The 18,100-nt window shown below is 63.2% G+C and carries 10 protein-coding genes; 3 read left to right on the forward strand and 7 right to left on the reverse strand.

Annotation, left to right across the window (positions count from 1 at the left end; translation table 11 throughout):
* Nucleotides 1-4 precede the first annotated feature (4 nt).
* On the reverse strand, nt 5-1,066 hold the full coding sequence (locus tag ONB52_13180; GenBank protein ID MDZ7417088.1) for a hypothetical protein: 1,062 nt from the start codon (nt 1,064-1,066) through the stop codon (nt 5-7).
* Nucleotides 1,067-1,285: 219 nt separating this feature from the next.
* Between ONB52_13180 and ONB52_13185 the strand changes: the two genes are divergently transcribed.
* Entirely contained in the window at nt 1,286-2,212 is a 927-nt protein-coding gene (locus ONB52_13185) for an orotate phosphoribosyltransferase (GenBank protein MDZ7417089.1), read from the forward strand.
* A gap of 55 nt (nt 2,213-2,267) precedes the next feature.
* Here ONB52_13185 and yhbY read toward each other — a convergent pair whose 3' ends face one another.
* The gene (yhbY, locus tag ONB52_13190) at nt 2,268-2,564 is read right to left on the reverse strand and encodes a ribosome assembly RNA-binding protein YhbY (GenBank protein ID MDZ7417090.1); all 297 of its coding nucleotides are present in this window, start codon (nt 2,562-2,564) and stop codon (nt 2,268-2,270) included.
* Nucleotides 2,565-2,992: 428 nt separating this feature from the next.
* Between yhbY and ONB52_13195 the strand changes: the two genes are divergently transcribed.
* Nucleotides 2,993-5,818, forward strand: a complete 2,826-nt coding sequence (locus tag ONB52_13195) for a VWA domain-containing protein (GenBank protein ID MDZ7417091.1) — start codon at nt 2,993-2,995, stop codon at nt 5,816-5,818.
* Complete coding sequence (locus ONB52_13200) at nt 5,815-8,754, forward strand: PorV/PorQ family protein (GenBank protein MDZ7417092.1); 2,940 nt, start codon at nt 5,815-5,817, stop codon at nt 8,752-8,754. The genes ONB52_13195 and ONB52_13200 overlap by 4 nt, the downstream gene beginning before the upstream one ends.
* Before the next feature lie 141 nt (nt 8,755-8,895).
* Here the strand turns inward: ONB52_13200 and ONB52_13205 are convergent, their stop codons facing one another.
* The 5 genes from ONB52_13205 to mltG form a co-directional block, all read right to left on the reverse strand.
* On the reverse strand, nt 8,896-10,119 hold the full coding sequence (locus tag ONB52_13205) for a zf-HC2 domain-containing protein (GenBank protein ID MDZ7417093.1): 1,224 nt from the start codon (nt 10,117-10,119) through the stop codon (nt 8,896-8,898).
* A gap of 40 nt (nt 10,120-10,159) precedes the next feature.
* Nucleotides 10,160-10,780, reverse strand: a complete 621-nt coding sequence (locus ONB52_13210) for a sigma-70 family RNA polymerase sigma factor (protein MDZ7417094.1) — start codon at nt 10,778-10,780, stop codon at nt 10,160-10,162.
* Between the two features lie 101 nt (nt 10,781-10,881).
* Nucleotides 10,882-14,604, reverse strand: a complete 3,723-nt coding sequence (locus tag ONB52_13215) for a tetratricopeptide repeat protein (GenBank protein MDZ7417095.1) — start codon at nt 14,602-14,604, stop codon at nt 10,882-10,884.
* A gap of 54 nt (nt 14,605-14,658) precedes the next feature.
* A complete protein-coding gene (locus tag ONB52_13220; GenBank protein MDZ7417096.1) occupies nt 14,659-16,884 on the reverse strand; it encodes a UvrD-helicase domain-containing protein in 2,226 nt (741 codons plus the stop codon).
* The gene (mltG, locus tag ONB52_13225; GenBank protein MDZ7417097.1) at nt 16,881-17,939 is read right to left on the reverse strand and encodes an endolytic transglycosylase MltG; all 1,059 of its coding nucleotides are present in this window, start codon (nt 17,937-17,939) and stop codon (nt 16,881-16,883) included. Before mltG ends, ONB52_13220 begins: the two co-directional genes overlap by 4 nt.
* Between the last annotated feature and the right edge of the window lie 161 nt (nt 17,940-18,100).

Genomic DNA, 18,100 nt, shown 5'->3' on the forward strand with positions numbered 1-18,100 from the left:
TCGCTTAATCGGAATCAGCGGCAAAGGGGAGTTCTCGCAAAATCGCGGGCAGGTTGCCCTGCGGCCCGGCCACTTCCACGCGACTGCCGGGTTGCGCAAACGCCCTGCGGATCACCGCCAGCGCGAGCGCAAACGGGCCGGTGATCGCCGGCGCCACGCTGGTCACCGTGCCGATTTCCTGCGCCGCCGCCAACACGGCGGCGCCGGCGGCCGGTTCCGGCCCGGACAGCAATTGCAGGCCCATGAGCCGGCGCTGCACTTTGTTGTAGGAGTCCAGCCGCGCGATCACTTCCTGGCCAATATAGCAGCCCTTCTCGAAGTTGATGAAAGGCAGCAGACCGATTTCATGGGGATTGTAGCTTTCGACGATCTCATGATCTGCGGCCGGAATGCCGTGGCGAATGCGCAAACTCTCATGCACGTGAAAGCCCACCGGCATGAAATCACGCAGCAGTTCCTGCCAGAGCGCCGGAGCGGCGGTGGCGGGGACAATCAAAAGGTAACGTGCGATGGTGGCGGCGTGGGGATGATGCAGCCACAGCTCATGGTCCCGCCACGACACCTTCACGCTGCGGCCGGCGGGCAGGGCGGCGTGCGTGCCGAATCTGTCTTGGAGCAGCGGGGTGGCGCGCGTGCCGAGCAGGGCAATCACCGCCCACTCGCCGCTCACCTCGGTGGTTTTGACGTCTTCCCGAAAGGTGTATTTGTCGATCCACTGGCACAGCAGTGCGGCGCGGCCCGGGCTGGTGAGCAGCAGATAGTGATCTTCCCCTGCCAGCATCTCGACCATGTCCACCACGCGACCCTTGGCATTGGTGAAGAGGTTCACGCGGCTGTCACCGGGCTGCAGGCCGCGCATTTCATTGGTCGACAGTCGGTGCAGCAGCGCTTCCCGGTCGCGGCCGGACACCACCACCTTTCCCAGAAAGCTGCGGTCGATCATGGCGGCAGTTTGGGCGGCGGCATATTCCTCCACCAGCGAACGATAGCGTCCCGGCAGGGCATAACCTGCCAGCTCGACGAAATCGCGGCCATGTTCACGATGATAGGCGATCAAACTGGTCATGGGATGCGGAACGGAGAGGGCGCGTTTTTGCTTTTAGAATGGCGCAATATAGAAACCCGCCTGGCATCAGGCAAGCGATTTGTTCGCGGTGAAGCGGGGCTGGCAAATGAACGGGAGTTTTTTATCTTGCCGCAGGCACTGCCACTCACGGCTGGCAGGAACATACCGGCCAGCGGTGACCAACGGCATTGCCGGCCCCCGACCTTTGGAGAAAATACCATGACCGCCGAACTTGTCGACTTGCTGCTCGCAACCAGGGCCCTGGAAATCGCGCCGCCGGATCAGCCTTTTTGGTACACTTCCGGCACCATTGGCCCCTTCTACCTCAACACGCACTACCTCTACGGCAGCCGCGCCAAGGCCGAAGCGTTGCTGGCATTCATCGATCAACAACAAACCGACCGGCGGGTCCTGATGCAGGGCGTGCTGGCCGCCGTCGAGGAAAACTATGCCAGCGACGCCGGCTATCGCATGGTGATTGACAGCCTGGTGCGCCTGATAGAGCGTGAAATTGGTGCGGCACGCATTGCGGCGGTTTCGGGTGGGGAGCGGCGGGATTGGTTCTTCTCCGTGATGGCGGCGCGGCGCCTGGGCAAACCGATTCTGCTCATCCGCAAGGATCAAACCGTGTGGCGCGTGAACCACGAGCGTGTGAACCAGGAAGTGGAAGAGGTGAGCGAGCTGCAGGGTGCGGCTGTGCTGCATGTTGCCGATCTCGTCACCGAAGCTTCGAGCTATGTGCACACCTGGCTGCCGGCGCTGCAACAGCGGCACGGGAATTTGACATGGGCGCTCAATCTGGTGGATCGCGGTCAGGGTGGTGCCGAAGTTCTGCGCGCCCACGGCATCCAGCCGTTTCATCTCATCGCGATCGGCCCGGAATTTTTCGAGAGCCTGCAGCAGCGCGGGTATCTCACGGCCGCCGCAGTCGCCATGCTCCAGGCCTATCACCACGACCCGCGCGCGAGCATGCGGCGCCTGCTGCTCGAGCGGCCGGAAATTCTCACGCGCGCCCTGGCCTCCCCCGATGCCAAAATTCGCCGCCGGGCGGAGCTGCTGGTGGCGCAGAATGTGTATGATTTGCCGGCGGCACTGCTCAACGCCTGCCGTGCGGCCGCCGCGTCAAAGCCGCCAGGCGATTTGTAGGAAGCCTGCATCAGCCGGCGTTGCCGCCGAACTGGCGCACAGGCCGGCGCCGGACTCACGGCAGGGTGATGCGCGGTTTTTCCAGATGCCGGCGATACAACAAAATCGTCCGGCCCAAAACCTGCACCAGTTGCGCAGACACCGACTTCGCCAGTTCCTCCGCCACTTCGAAACGATCGCCCAGGAATCCCTCCTGCAACTTCACTTTCACCAGCTCGGCTTGATGAAAGGCTTCGGCCAGCGCCCGCAGCACCGGCTCGGCCAGACCGCAGCGTCCCACCATCACCACAGGCTTCAAATCATTCCCCAGGGCGCGCAGATAGCGACGCTGTTTGCCGGTCAGCTCAGGCATGAAACCTCCTCGCTTTTCTTTGCCAGGTTGACAGCCACGCGATTTTTCCCACCTTGCAACCATGAGGACAACACCCGCCCAAACCACCGTCAAATTATGCCGCTTGCGGCAGCGAAATGCAAGTGGAAAATAACCCTTGCTTTTGTGGAGACGCTCGTTTATAATTTCTGCACTTCATCAATCAATTTTGCCACCACGGGAGGCAAGGCCGAACACATATCCGGTTGCGATCCCGCGGAAAGGATTTCCCTCCGACTCTCTGTCCCTGTGCCGGCTGTGCCGTTGCCGGCAATCGGGAATGGCCTGCAGCACTTTTTCCCTGCACCTGCACCTTCGTCCGTCATCGCGAGCTCTCCCGGTTCACACTTTTCCTCTTAACTCAGAGACTGCGCCCCATGACCCAGCAATCCTGCCTGCCCGCACCCCGAATGCACCTGCATTGGGTGGCCGCCATGCTGCTGCTCGTCTGCCTGAATCCACCTCCCGTCTCGAGCCAGATGGGCAACACGGTCGTCGCGATCAACAACATCTCGCTCGCCGGCGAAGTCTCGCTGCGCGGCAAGAGCGGCGCGTTTCCCGCGCCCATCCTCGCCACCATTTCCGTGACCGACCGCGATGGCAATCTCATCAAAGGTCTGGCGGACACGCTGCGCTGGCTCACGCCGCCCGAGCTCGCGGAAATCGGCCGGCCCATCCGCGAAATTTGGCAGCCGTTGTTGGAATATCACCGCGACAACCCCGCGTTTCCGCCGCAGCCGAATCTCTACAGCCAAACGCCGGCACCGGAATTCACCGAAGTACGGCGCACCGAATACTTTCCCACCAGCACGCTGCTGGTGATGGACATCAGCGGCAGCATGAAGCCACAACTCGATGATGCCAAAGCCGGCAATCTCGCCTATCTCGAACAACTGCGGCCCTACGACCGTGCCGGTTTGATCCAGTTCTGCGGCACGGTGGTGACCTCGCTGCCCATCACCGCCGCCAAAGCTCCCTTGCAACAGAGCATCATCGCGGCCGACACCTGTTACGCCACCGCCATCTACGACGCCCTGCTCACCGCCATCGAAATCACCCGATTCGAACCCAGCCGGCGCGGCATTATTCTCTACACCGACGGCCAGGACAACAGCTCGACCGCCGCGCCGGACACCGTGATCGCACGCGCGCAGAAGTACAACATCCCCATCTTCACCATCGCGCTCGGCGATCAACCGCAGGTGGAGATGCTGATGGAAATCGCCGAACAAACCGGTGGTTTGTTCTTTTACACCGCCACCGCGGCCGGCATGCTCACCATCTACAAAAAAATTGCCGCCATCATGCAGAATTTCTACGTGATGGCGCATGCCTCCCCCGATCCGGTCCGCAACCACACCTGGCGCATCGTCGATGTTACCGCCAACCCGCCCGGCAGGCAGGGCAATGGCAAAGGCCGCTACTTCGTGCCCGGCGTAACTCCGCCCCGCCTCACCGATCTCGCCTTGACACTCAATGCCAGCACGGCAACTGCCCGCCCGGGCGACGATTTTGAGTATCTGCTCCGCGTCCACAATTTGGGGCCGGCCGCCGGTGGCAACATCGACCTTTGGCAGCAATTGCCCGATTCCGTCAGGCTGGTGGAAGCAACGCCGGCGCCGGGCTATGCTGCGGGGGACTCCCTGTTCTGGCAAATCGCGACACTCGCCAGCGGCGCCGCATTTGACATTCGCGTCAAGGTCAGGCTCGCGCCCGCAACACCGGTCTCAATCGAAAAGCTGATCAGCCGGGCGGAATTGACGGCAGCCAATGACTTTTCGTCGGACAACAATTCTGCAGCAGACACGGTAACAGTGCTCTTTCCACCGCCGCCAGCGAAAAACACCGATCTCGCGCTCGGCTTTTCCGCAGAGACACAGACTCCGGGCAGCGTCTCGCCGGGCGAAAGCTATGCCTACCGCCTGCGCGTGCGCAATCTCGGGCCGCATCCCGGCACAGGCATTCGTCTCAGCCAGGCGCTGCCGGATTCCGTGAGTTTGCTCTCCGCCGTGCCGGCGGCAACACGCAGCGGCGATTCCCTGATTTGGCACATTCCCCAGCTCAATGCCGGCCAGGTCGATTCCTTCCGCGTCAATGTGCAATTCGCGGCGCAGGTGCCAAGCTCCCTCACGCAAATCACCAGCCTGGCGCTGATTACCGCGGCGAATGACACTGCCAGCGCAAACAACACGGCTACCAACACGCTGCGTGTGATTTCACCGCCACCGCCGCCAGCGAAAAACACTGATCTCGCGCTCGGCTTTTCCGCAGAGACACAGACTCCGGGCAGCGTCTCGCCGGGCGAAAGCTATGCCTACCGCCTGCGCGTGCGCAATCTCGGGCCGCATCCCGGCACAGGCATTCGTCTCAGCCAGGTGCTGCCGGATTCCGTGAGCTTGCTCTCCGCCGTGCCGGCGGCAACACGCAGCGGCGATTCCCTGATTTGGCACATTCCCCAGCTCAATGCCGGCCAGGTGGATTCATTCGCCGTCAATGTGCAACTCGCGGCGCAAGTGCCGGCATCGCTGACTCAGATCACCAGCACTGCGACTCTTGCCGCGGCGAATGATACTTCCGCCGCGAACAATTCCGTGACCAACACGCTGAATGTCATCTTCCTGCCGCCACCGCTGCTTGCTCCCAAAATCACGGCCACCCCGGAAGTGGTGCAGGTCACCGACAGTGTGTTCATTCGCGTGCAGGTGGAGCAGCCGATTCTTCGCTGGGATTTGTGGGTGTATTTCGTGACCGGCCGCATCGATTCGAGCTATGCCGATGGTTTCATCGCGGCCACCCCGCTGACACCGCAGACATGGCATGAGGTGCGTCCGGCGTTCGGCGAGACACGTTTGTTGACGCAGGCGCGCCAGGAAAAAATCGAATTCGAGTTGCGCACGATCGACAGTTTCGGCCGCTTCGCCAGCAGCCGCGCCGGTGTGACGGTGCGCAGCGGCAATGACTTGGTGCTGGATCGCAACATTTACGAACCGGAGCACCAGGGCCCACTCGCCATCAACTTCCGGCTGAGCTCGAACCGCAGTGCGCGTCTGGATCTGCTCGACCTCAACGGCCAAAAGGTGACGGAGTTGATCACCGCGCCCTTCCGCGCGGGCTGGAACACGCATTTCTGGAACGGCATGACGCAGGACGGTCGTCGTGTCGGCAGCGGCGTCTATCTCATCACGCTGCATTCCGAGGCATTCAACGACTGGAAAAAGGTGATCGTCGTACGATGAAAATCCTGCATGCAATTTTGCTTTCACGTCGCGGCCCGGCGCTGGGTGCCGCGATGGCAGGACTGCTGGCACCGGCCTGGATTTTCGGCCAGACGCTGGCGGGCGTCAACCTTCTCAAGCTCGTGCCGGGTGCGCGGCCACAGGGTTTGGCGGGCATCGGCGCCGGTGTAATCGATGAGTTGCAGGCGCTGCATGCCAATCCCGCCGCCGCGGGTTTCAGCCGCGAGTGGCAGTGGGCCGCCACCTACTCCAAAGGCATTGCCGACGCCTATCATGCCGCACTGCTTTTTGGCAGCCACGCCCCCACGCCCTGGCGCCGGCGCCTGCATGTGCATTTCGGCCTGCTCCATCAAGGCCTGCCGGAATTTGACAGCTCAAATGGTGCCATGCCGCCGGTCTCGGCTGGCGACTGGCTGGCAAGCGCCGGGCTGGCACAGCCGTTCCTGCTGGCCGGCGAACATTTCGCGCTGGGCGCGAATGTCAAGTATCTGCGCAGCAAACTTGCACAATTCGAAGCCTCCTCCTGGATGGCGGACCTCGGATTGCTCTACCGATCCCGCCGCTTCAGGTTATTGAAATCGTCGAACCGGCTGCTGCGGTATGGCGTGGTGTCCGCGGGTGTCGGCGTGGCCAACGTCGGCCGCGATTTGACCTTTCAGACCATCGGCACGCCGCTGCCGCGCATCTGGCGCGCCGGCGTCGCCTTCAATGCCGGCCACCATGAAGGCTGGCAACTGCAGCTTGCCGCGGACTACCGGCGTGTGCACACCGAACGCGCGGGCGCCTTCACCCTCGGCACCGAAATCTCCTGGGCCCAGCTTGTCGCGGTACGCGGCGGTTATGATTTTCACGATGATTTGCTCAGCCATTTTGCGATGGGTGTGAGCCTGCGGCTGGCGGACACCCGCTCGCCGGTCAGCAGCGTGTTGCCCGGCCGCAACAACTCGCTGCGCCTGGATCTCGCCGCGCTGGAGCAAACCGATCTCTTCACCCGGCCCTATCGCGGCAGCGTGAGCCACTACCCCGTGGCGCCGGAACGCTTCGAGCTGCGCGCGCCGGCGCCCGGTGCGCTGATCGAAACCGACAGCGTACGATTGCGCTGGGACAGCACCGTCGATCCGGATCTCTATGATGACGTGAAATATCTGCTGCTGGTCGAGCGTGACAGCCTGAAACTGGCCCGGGCGCTTGCCCTGGCATGGCACAAAGGCGCGGCGTTTCTCGCCGGCAACGAAGCGCCGGAACTGCTGATCAAGACGCAGACGGTGGCCGCCTCGCATCCGCTCGCGCAATTGGAAGGGGGAAGGTATTTCTGGACGGTGCTGGCGTATGATACCGACGGCCATGTGCGCGCGGCGGGCACCGGCGACCTGCCGTTCTGGGATTTTCACCTCGCCATGCCGAAGCTGGAGAGCGAGGCGATCACTTTCGATTACAGCCCGTGGATCACCACCGATGCACTGCAAGGCACCTTGCAGTTCCGGCTGGCCAACACCGGTGGCGGCGCAGCCCGGGCGGTGCGCCTGGTGATAACTGATTCGCTGCGGGCGGCCGGCGCCACCACCACGGTTTTGCTCGATACCACCCTCGCGCGGATGGCGGCGGGCAGCCGGGACACGCTGAGGCTGGCGTGGCACACGCCCCATGCCGGCTGGCATCGCATCAGCGTGCGCTTTCCGCATCTGCCCGCTGCCGTCGCGACCGGCGACGCAGCGGATTTCGCCACCATCCCCAAGGGCACGCTCACCGCGGCGGACACTCTGGTGATCGCCACGCAATCACATATTTTGTATGAGGTGCCCTTCATTCCCGAGATCTGCTTCGATCCCCGGAGCACTGTGGTCAAATCGGAATATTTGCGCAAGACCCTGCTGGATCCGCCGTTGTACACGCTGGCGCAACGCCTGCAGGAGCATCCCCATCTCAAAATCTATTTGCAGGGTTTCGCGGATCCCAACAGCGGCGAGACGGAGACAGAGCTGGCAGAGGCGCGTGCCGCCGCCGTGCGCGATTCCCTGCGCGCGCTCGGCGTCCGGGAGACGCAGATAATGTTGCAGCCGGGCGAAGTGTTACCGCCGCGGCGCACCCCGGCAAATGCGGATGACGCGCGCTGGGTGCAGGAGGAGTGGCGCTATGTCAAAATCTCCGCGGACAGCACCAGCGAGCCAGTGGTGTTCCAGTTGGTTTCTTATGATGATGTGGGAGAGGAAAGCCAGCCGGCGATCTTTGCCAGCGACATTGCCACCGCGGTGCCGGCGGCCACAGCCTGGCTGCAGCTCACGGCAGCCGGCCGGCAGGAACAACTCGAAATCACGCCCGCCTCGCGCAACGGCCTGCGGCAGAAGATTGTCTGGCAATCGCATGCCGGCCGCAACGGGCAGGCAGGCAGCCTGGCCGGCCGGCAGCTCACCCATGAGCTGATGCTGGTGGACTCGCTCGGCCGCACGTTTCACACCCCGCCGCGCCAGTCGCAACTCGCGGTTCACTCCCGGGTGCGCGAGCAGCGCGTCGCCTGGCCGATTCGCTTCAACGGCACGGCGCCGTTGTACGATTTCTATTGGGCGAAATTGCAGCCGCACATCGAACAACTGCTCAGCCACGACAACATGCGCATGCGCTTTTCCGGGCATGCCTGCGCCATCGGACCGGAGGCGGTGAACCTGCGACTGTCCCAGCAGCGCGCCGAAGCGTTTCATCAGACTTTCTTGCGCATCATCCGGCAGCGTTATCCGCAGGACTATGAGAAGATCGCGGCCCGCCTCGACCGCGCCGTGGGTCGCGGCGAGACCCGGCCGATGAGGGTCGAACACTTGAGCGGCAAAACCATCATCATCGGCAACAACGAGTCGCCGCTCGGCCGCAAGCTGAACCGCCGGTTGGAAATGGAGTTTTACTACAAGCAACTGCCGGGGGAGGTATTGAGTGAGAAGAAGTGAATCGAATCAGTGGGCGGGTGCTGGATGCTGGATGCTCGATGGTTGATGCTTGATGCTTGATACTTGATACTTGAGGACGGGTGTTAGATGCAAACGGGTGGCCACGGCAGGCGGTTTGTTTCTTTACCCCCCGGCCCCGGATCATTGCGGCCTGTTCCTGCCTTCACTCGATTTCTTCCAATTCAGCAGACCCTCCAGCCGCTGGCGCTCACGCTGCAAGAGTTCGACGCCAAGTTGGGGAGCGAGAATCCCTTCATGCTGGTGGTAAAATCTCACCGCCTGCTCGATCCGGCGCGTGCTGCTGGTGCTGTCGATCGTGCCGGCGAGACTGCGTGCCAGCATGGCCGCGGCGAGGTTGTAATAGGCCGTGTCCGGGCCGGTCTGCAAATACTTCCACCACACCTCCTGCCGGGCGGCTTCATCCTGCGCTTCCTGCGCCTGCCGCAATGCCTGCGCGAACAACGACCGTGCATCGCCCGGCGCTTCCAACGCCGCTGTTTTCGTGATCTCCAAATCTCCGGGCTGTGCGGAACGCGCCGCTGGCGTTTCCTGCAACTGCCCGGCACTCCCGGCGGCTTTGCGACTCTCCGATTCCAACGAAAAAATTCCCTTCTCTGCCGAGCGGCGGGACTCTGTGCGCTCACCGAACCGGGCGAAGCGGGATGATTCCGCTGCGGCAATGCCCGGCTCCGCGGCAAGATCCACGACCACCGGCTTTCCTGTTGGCGCGGTTGCGGTTGGCTGCCCGCCCTGCGGCCATTTGCCGGGGTCTGGAGTGGCGGGGCGGCTGCCGGCGGCCGAGCGTGCAGTTTTCGCTTCCTCTTTCGGCTGGCTGCCACCAGCCGGCGGCGTTACCTCCTGCTCTGCCAGGGGCGCCTGTTGGAAGGGCTTCGGTGCAGCAAACGCCAGTGAATCGCGCCACACATTTTGCAGAGGGGCAGTGGTGGTCACGGGTGCGTCGCCTCTGCTGCGCACCAGCAGAAAAATTGCGGCTCCGGCTGCCGCCAGCGCGATGGCATAGCGCGCCCTGCCGCTGAATTTCTGCAGCCAGAGCATGCGGGTCTTTCGGGGGGACAATTCCAGGATGGCGGGTGCGGCCATTTTCTCGGATTCCAGGCGCGCCATGATGCGCCCGGGCAGCCGGGTGAAATAATCCGCGGGCGGCTGCAACAGGCGGCTGTCGAGGCGGGTGTGGCTGCGTTCGATGAGCTTGAACTCATGCCAGGCGGCGGCGCAGTTCTCGCAGCTCTCCAAGTGGGCGAGCAACAGCCGGCGTTCGGCTTCCGGCAGCTCTTCATCCAACATGGAATGCAGCCACTCGGAGGCGGTGGCGCAGTCGATGCGGTGGGGGTTTTTGTTGATCATAGGCAATTCATCCAAGCCGGGAACGTACCGGCAGCGGGCGTCATTCCGGCGGGGTGCGGGTTTTGAGCTTGCGGTTGCGGGCATCGAGAAAAGGCCGCAGGGCGGCGCGCAGCTTTTCGCGGGCGCGCGCCAGGCGGGACATGACCGTGCCGATCTCGATGCCGAGCAGCTTGCTCATCGCGCGATAGCTCATGTCTTCGCGCGTGCGCAGCAGCAACACCGTGCGCTGTTCCACCGGCAAGCGGCGAATCGCCTGCTCCAGCGCGAGAAAAAATTCCGAGGATTCCACCGCCTGACTCGGCTGCTCCTGCGCCGAGGGGAAAATGTCGAGTTCACTGGCGGGCCGCTGCCAGGCCTGGCGCCGCAGAAAGGTGATCGCCAGATTCACGGCGATGCGGTGCAGCCAGGGATAGAAGGGCCGGGTGAGATCGAAATCGCCGAGATGCCGGTAGGCGCGCACGAAGCATTCCTGCAGCAGATCGTCGGCGTCTTCGTGCTGGCGCACCAGGCGGCGGAGCACGGCATAGAGCGGGCGTTGGTATTTGATCACCAGCTTTTCGAAGGCGCGGCGGTCGCCGGCCAGGGTGGCCTCGATCGCGGCGCCATCTTCCGGCGAGGGCGCAAGGTAACTCAGACGCCCGTTGTCTGCGGCAGACGGCATGTCAGGCGGTGCATGCGTTCAACCAAACTACGCGGCGGCGGTGGCTTTATTCCCGGACCGGCAACGGCCAGCCCGTGCGGCGGAAAAGCAGGCCGGCCGCTTCAATTCGCTTCCGGGCAGGTGCCCAGTTCGGCGATCTTGTTGTTGGCAAAGCGGCCGAATTCGCTGGCCGCGCCCTGCTCGCGCACGATGCGTTGAAAGAGCTGCCGCGCCCGGGTGCAATTGCCCAGACGGGTGTAACAAATCGCGGCGTCATAGAGCGCGATCACATCCCACGGCAGCTTGGTCGGTTTGGAAAAGAATTTCACGCGCAACAGCTCGGCGATGGCGTTCTCGAAGCGGCCGGCATTCATGTAGGATTTGCCGAGGTAGTATTGCACCTCCGGCTCGGTGGTGGCGTCGGCTGCGGGCTTCAGGCGGCGCAGCAGCGCGATGGCGTCATCATACTGCTGCAAATCATTGAGCAGCAGCGCGCATTTCAGGCGCAGGTCGAAGGTTTTGGGATCTTCCGGAAAGCGGTTGAGGTAATGCCGCGCCAGCGCCAGGGCGCGATCCTTCAGGGCGATGCGGTCATACACGTCGATGAGCGAGCGCACCGCGAGTTTGTAGTTGTTGTCGAAGGTGGAATCCTTGATCACGCGGGTGAACGCCTCGATGGCATTGTCCCACTGCTGGTTGGTGAGATAGAAATCGCCCAGCCCCAGATACACGGTTGGCAGAAAGGGATGTTTGGGATAACGCTCCGGGATGGCGGTGAGAGTTTCGAGTGCTTCGCGGGTTTTGTTTTGCAGCAACTGCGCCTTGCCCAGGCCATAATCGCCGAGAATGCCGGCCGGGCTGCCGCGATAGTCGCGCCCCAGCTTTTTGAAAATTTCCTCCGCCTGCGCAAAGTTCTTTTCCTGCAGGGCCAGTTCGCCCGCGGCATACTGAAAATCCGCCAGACTCTCGCGATCCTCTTTGAAGCGCTCGCGAAAGGCCTTGACCTCGGCCTCAGCGCGTGCCGGGTTGTTGGTTTTGTACAAACACAGAATGGCCTGCTTCATGGCTTCGCGGAACAGCGGCGATTCCGGCCGCTCCTGCATGAATGCCACATAGAGGCCGAGCGCCTCGCTGAACTCGCCCTTGTCGAAGCGCAGCGCCGCCAGCTGCAGGCGCGCTTGTTCCGCTTCCGGAGTCTGTGGGAAACGGCGCAGACACTCTTCGAAATAGGCTGCCGCCAGCTTCCCGGCACCCACCTGCCGGCTGAGGCGGGCGGTGGCCAGCAGCGCCGCCGGTGCTTCGGGCGCCTGCGGGTGCAGTTCGAGAAAACGCAAGTAGGCATGAATGGCCGGGCCGTAATTGCCGCTGGCCTCCTGCAGCCGGCCGCGCTGCAAATCCAGGCCGTCGCTGCCGGCATAATCGCGTCCGTCGCCGCCGGCTTCTTCCATGACACGCAGCGCTTCCTGCAACCGGCCGGCGGCAATCAAGACCTGCAGCTTTTCCCGGCGGGCGGAGTCGGCATAGGCACAGTAAAAAAATCTCTCCTGCAACGCCGCCAGCGCCGTGAGCGCTGCGTCATATTCCCCCTGCCGGCGCAGCCAGCGCGCCAGCAACAACTGGCCGCGCGCCTGGGTGGCATCATGCCGTGGCGATTGCTCGAGCAGCGCGAGCGTCTTGCGCGCTGCCTCCATGTTCTTCTGCTTCATCTGCCAATCCGCCAGCTCCCACAGCGCCTGGTTGTGATGGTCGGAATTTTCCGCGGCGGCGACGCGCTGCAGGGCGAGCACGATTTGCCTGGCAGCAACCGAATCCCCCGGTGTGGCGCGTTGCTTGCGCGCGACCGCCGCCCACAGCCGCACATCATCCAGACCGGCATCATCCGCGGCGTTGCTCAACAACAGATCGATGCGCCGCAACAACGCCGTGGTGTCGGCCGCCTGCCCGGCGAGCGCCAGCCGGACGAGCAGTTCGCCGGCATGCGTGGCGTAACGATCGGCCGCGCCCTCGCGCTGCAGCGATTCGAGCACCGCCGCCGCGCTGTCACGCCAGGCTGTGGCCGGCCGGCCGGCAAGCTGCTCGCGCTCCGCAAGACGATAGCAGCTCACCCCCAGCAAATAGGTGGCCTCGCGCTGCAGGTCGGCAGCCTGCGGCTCTGCCAGCGCCTCGCGGCTGTAACGCACGGCCGCTTCAAAATCACGACTCTGAAAATGCAGACGCGCCAGCACCAGCGCCGCCGGCGCCGTGCCGGGATTGCGGCTCAGTTGCAACACCGTCTCGCCGAGCTGGCGGATGATTTCCGGCGTCATGACCGGTTCAAACTCGCTGCGCAGGCGCAGTTGCCGGGCCGCCGCCGGCGCGAGTTCACTGGCGGCATACAGTTGCAGGAAGCGCTGCCACTGCAGCCGCGCCAGTTGTTGTTCGCCGGCCGCGGCAAAACTCTCCGCCAGCGCAAACTGCGCTTCATCGACATGGGGACTGCGCGGGTGGTCTTCCAGCAGCTCGAAATAAAGCTTTTGTGCATACGCGGGATTGTGCAGCCCCTGGCGGTGAATGTCGGCTTCCAGCAACAACAGGACGTCACGATACTCGCCGTTCGGATATTCGCGACGGTATTGCCGGCAGAGGTGCCGGGCCGCCGTGTAATCCTGTGCGGCGAACGCAAGCTGCGCATTGCGCCAAAAGCTGCGCTGCCGCAGGAGACGCGGCATCCCCGCTGTGCTGGTTTGGGGTTCCAGAGCAGCCGGCAGGGCACAGGCCTGTCCATACGCCGCCCGCGCCGCCGCGGCATTGCCGGTTTGTTCCGCCACACTGCCCTGCAGGTAGAAAAAAGTCAGCCGGCTCACACTGTCCGCCAGGCTGGCTTCGAATTTTTTCAGCGCTTCCTCCGCTGCCTGTGCTTTGCCGAGGGCCAGGTTCATGGCGGCGGTGCGCAGGGCCACTTCATTCAGCTCTGCCACCGCAGGCGCTTCCGCCGCCACCGCCGCCAGCGCCGCCAGCGCCGCGTTGACATCGCCGCGGGCAAAAGCGATTTCACTGAGCTGAAGCTGGGCGCGGCGCGACCACTCGCCTTTGGGATGGCGCTGCAGCAGGGTGCGATAGCCCTCCTCCGCCAACTGATACTGGCCGAGCGCCTCCTGCAACCGGGCGCGCACGAAATAAGCTTGCGCGCCCAGCTCACTGGCCGGAAAAATGCGAAACAGCCGCTCGGCTTCCTGCAGACCACGCTGGTGTTCCCCGCTTTCAAGAAAACTCTGCACCAGCAGCAAATGGGCCTGCAACCGCAACGGGCTGTTGTCATACTTGTCCATCATTTCGTACAGACTGGCGCGGCCGGCTTCGCGGTCGCCGGCCGCCAGCAACAGCTCCCCGGCTTGATATGCTGCCAGCGGCGCTTGCTCGCTGCGCGGATGGAAATACACCAGCCGCCGGCAGGTGAGCGCCGCCTCCTGCAATTTGCGCTGCTGCCTCTGGCTTTCCGCCAGCAACAGCAACACCTCGGCATGACCGGGGTGCTGGGGAAAGCGCACATCGAACTGCCGCAGCGCCTGCTCCGCGGCTGCATGACGCCGCAACGCCAGATTGGCCTGCCCGAGCAGCCGCCAGCCGTCGGCCAGCTCCGCCGCGTCGGGGTAGCGCTGCAGGAAGGCCTCGAGCTGCGACACACACAACTCGTGATACCCCTCCTGATAAAGTTTTTGCGCATAGAGATAATCGTCGGCCGCGGCCGGGTTGGAGACCGGCGTCTGGCTGCGTGCAAACGTGGCGGCGGTACAGACGATGATTCCCACCACGCGCATGGCCAGGTGCAGGCGGCCGGCGGGAAAAGTGTGATGGTTTTGACTCATGAGAAAATTTCTCTCACCACGGTTTGTGGCGGTGCCAGGCGGGCGCGGCCGCCCTCAAATCAGGCGCAGATTGCCGTATTTCACCAAAATCTTCTTGTGGCCGGCGTCTTCGAAATCGACGGTGACTTTCATGCGGTCGCCGCTGCCCTCCACCGAGATGATGCGACCCCGGCCAAAGGAGGCATGCACCACCCAGCGGCCGGGCCGCACCATGCCGCCCTCCTGTGATTCATCTTCATAAACCGGCATGCTGACCTCCGGCTCCTCTTCATAATCATAAAACCGCTGCCGCCGCAACACCGCCTTGCGGAAGAAGCGTTCATCCAGCTCGCCGAGAAAACGCGAGGGATAACACTGCACCGGCGTGCCGCCGGGGCGCGAACGGGACTGGCAGTAGGACAGATAGAGTTTTTCCTGCGCGCGCGTGGCGCCGACATAAAACAGCCGGCGCTCCTCTTCAAGATCCGAGTCCTGCTCGTCTTCACTGCCGCGCAGCAGCGGAAACAGGCCCTCCTCCAGCCCGGTGATGAAAACGATGGGAAACTCCAGCCCCTTGGCGCTGTGCAACGTCATCAGGGTGACCGCATTGCCTTTGGTATCCCAGTTGTCGATGTCGCTGATCAACGCGACGCGTTCGAGAAAACCGTCGAGCGTGGCACCCGGCGTCTGGGCATGATACTCGCTGATCGCCAGCAGCAGCTCGCGGATGTTCTCGATGCGGTCGCGCTCATCCTCCTGCTTGAGTTGGGCAATCAACTGAAGATCATCGACCAGCGCGTTGCACCATTCCGGCAGCGAGAGCTTGTCCTTGAGCTGCAGGTATTTTTCAATGAAGCGGTGGAATTCGAGAATTTTGTTGCGCAACCCGGTGGTCAGACCGCTGATTTCGCCGGCCCGTGCCACCGCCTCGAACAGCGTGAGACGGTGGCGGCGCGCGAATTCCTCCAGTTTGTTGACGGTGGCTTCGCCGATGCCGCGCAGCGGAAAGTTGATCACCCGGCGCAGGCTGACACTGTCCGCCGGGTTGGCAATCAGGCGCAGATAGGCGAGAATGTCCTTTACTTCCTTGCGTTCATAAAAGCGCACGCCGCCGACAATGATGTAGGGAATGCCGTTGCGGCGCAGCACATCTTCGATCAGGCGGGATTGCGCGTTGGTGCGGTAGAGGATGGCGAAATCCCGGAAGCTGCGGTGATAATTGCGGCCGTCGCCGTTCTGCCGGCTGAACTCCTCGCGAATCTTGTCATGAATGGTTTCGGCTTCGTGAAACTCGTTGCGGGCGGCGAGCACGATCACGCGCTCGCCCTGCTCGCGCCGTGTCCACAACTGTTTGGGCAGGCGGTTCTTGTTGTTCACGATCACCGAATGCGCCGCCGCCAGAATGTTGGCGGTGGAACGATAGTTCTGCTCCAGCCGGAAGATTTGGCATTCCGGAAAATCCTGTTCGAAATTCAAAATATTGCGCAGGTCGGCGCCACGCCAGCGGTAGATGGATTGATCATCATCCCCGACCACGAACAGGCAGCGCCGTTCGCCCGCCAGCGCCTTGAGCCAGAGGTATTGCGCCCGGTTGGTGTCCTGAAACTCATCCACCAGCAGGCAGTGAAAGCGGTGGCGGTAGTTTTGCAAGATCTCGGGATGCCTTTCGAACAGCTCCAGCGGCTTGATGAGGAGATCGTCGAAATCCATCGCATTGTTTTCGCGCAGGCGGTGTTGATAGACTTCGTACAACCGCGCCAGCACTTCCTCGCCCTGCGATGGCCGGTGAAAATCGAGGTAATTTTCCGGGCGAATGAAGGCGTTCTTGGCGCGCGAGATGCGATGACGGGCCTGGCTGGCGTTGAGCTGATCGGCCGGCACGTGCATCTCCTCCAGCAGCCGGCGCAACAGCGCGGTTTGATCTTCGGTGTCGTAAATGGTGAACTGGCGCGTGTAACCCAGGCGGTCGGCATCGCTGCGCAGCAAGCGGGCACAAAGCGAATGAAAAGTACCGAGCCACAGGCGGCTGGCGCTGTCGCGCTGGCCCGGCAGGCTGGCCAGCAGCCGCTGCACGCGCTCGCGCATTTCCTGCGCCGCTTTGTTGGTGAAGGTGACTGCCAGCAGGTGTTCCGCCGGCACCAGACCCTGGTGCATCAGGTAGGCGAGACGATGCGTGAGCACGCGCGTCTTGCCGCTGCCGGCGCCTGCCAGCACCAACACCGGCCCCAGTTCGGCTTGCACCGCGCGGCGCTGTTCTTCATTGAGAGCCTGGAGGAGCGGTGAGAGCTTGCTTTCTTTCAGGGAACGGCCCTCCTCTCCTGCGCGGCCTGTGCTTTGTTCCGCTCGCGGCGCACGCGCGCACGCACGCGGTCAAAGTCGGCCTTGGCGTTGAGATGTTGCTGCAGGGTGTAACTGAACACATGCGAGCCGTCGCCGCGCGCCACGAAGTAAAGATAGCCCGCCTTGGCCGGCCGGGCTGCCGCACGAAGGGAAGCAATGCCGGGATTGTTCACCGGCCCCGGCGGCAGGCCCGCATACAAATAAGTGTTGTAGGGCGAATCGATCTCCAAGTCACGAAGCAACAGGCGGCGGGGCGGCCCGGGCAGAAGATATTGAATGGTGGGGTCGGCCTGCAAGCGCATGCCGGCGCGCAACCGGTTGTGGTACACCGCCGCGATCAGGGCCCGCTCGCTGTCGAGGACCGCCTCCCCTTCGATGATGGAGGCCAGGGTGACGATTTCGTGCAGCGACAAACCGCTGGCCGCAATCTGCGCGCGCAGGGTGTCATCCAGGTGGCGCTGAAACTCGCGCACCAACATCGCGACCACCTCGCGCGCCGTCACACCCCAGTAAAAATGATAGGTGTCGGGGTAGAGATAACCCTCCAGGCTGGGCACCGGAAGGCCGAGCGTGCGCGCCAGCGCGCTGTCGGCCACCGCCTGCAAAAACTCCTGCGCATCCAAGGCGAGCGTGCGCGCCAGGATGGCGGCAAACTCTTCCGCTGTTTTTCCCTCGGGCAGCGTCACCCGTTCCTCCATGCTTTTGCCGGAGCGCAGCAAGCGCAACAGCCCCCGGAGCGAAAGACCCGGGGTGAGCGCATATTTCCCGGCTTTCAAAGGCTGCTCGCGGTCAATGAGCCGGGCCGCGAGCAGAAATCGGTTGCGATCGGGGATGATGCCGTTCCGCTGCAGGCTGTCCGCAATCTGAGGCAGACGCATGCCGCGTTGCACGATGATGTAGGGTTTGGGCACCGGATCGGGAACCACCGGTGTCACAAGCTGATGGTAAACATAGGCGGCAAGACTGCCTGCGCCCAACAACAGCAGGCCCAACACCCACCACAGAAGCTTCTTCATGTTGCTCTGCTCAGTCCCTGCATGCCAGTCGAGTGATAAAACGCGCGCAATACCCCGGCATTATTTCCCACAATGAATTCCCGCGCGCAGCGCATCTGCGGCGGGCGGAGACACGCTTTCCGCCAGACCGGGAAAAACGTTGCCCGGTGGCCGGCTTGACA

It is taken from the genome of candidate division KSB1 bacterium, assembly GCA_034506255.1.
GTDB classification, from domain to species: domain Bacteria; phylum Zhuqueibacterota; class Zhuqueibacteria; order Zhuqueibacterales; family Zhuqueibacteraceae; genus Coneutiohabitans; species Coneutiohabitans thermophilus.

Excerpts from the sequence above, each read along its gene's own strand:
- yhbY (MDZ7417090.1), bottom strand. The coding sequence starts at position 2,564 with ATGCCTGAGCTGACCGGCAAACAGCGTCGCTATCTGCGCGCCCTGGGG.
- ONB52_13205 (MDZ7417093.1), bottom strand. The coding sequence starts at position 10,119 with ATGATCAACAAAAACCCCCACCGCATCGACTGCGCCACCGCCTCCGAG.
- ONB52_13200 (MDZ7417092.1), top strand. The coding sequence starts at position 5,815 with ATGAAAATCCTGCATGCAATTTTGCTTTCACGTCGCGGCCCGGCGCTG.
- ONB52_13180 (MDZ7417088.1), bottom strand. The coding sequence starts at position 1,066 with ATGACCAGTTTGATCGCCTATCATCGTGAACATGGCCGCGATTTCGTC.
- mltG (MDZ7417097.1), bottom strand. The coding sequence starts at position 17,939 with ATGAAGAAGCTTCTGTGGTGGGTGTTGGGCCTGCTGTTGTTGGGCGCA.
- ONB52_13185 (MDZ7417089.1), top strand. The coding sequence starts at position 1,286 with ATGACCGCCGAACTTGTCGACTTGCTGCTCGCAACCAGGGCCCTGGAA.
- ONB52_13215 (MDZ7417095.1), bottom strand. The coding sequence starts at position 14,604 with ATGAGTCAAAACCATCACACTTTTCCCGCCGGCCGCCTGCACCTGGCC.
- ONB52_13210 (MDZ7417094.1), bottom strand. The coding sequence starts at position 10,780 with ATGCCGTCTGCCGCAGACAACGGGCGTCTGAGTTACCTTGCGCCCTCG.
- ONB52_13195 (MDZ7417091.1), top strand. The coding sequence starts at position 2,993 with ATGCACCTGCATTGGGTGGCCGCCATGCTGCTGCTCGTCTGCCTGAAT.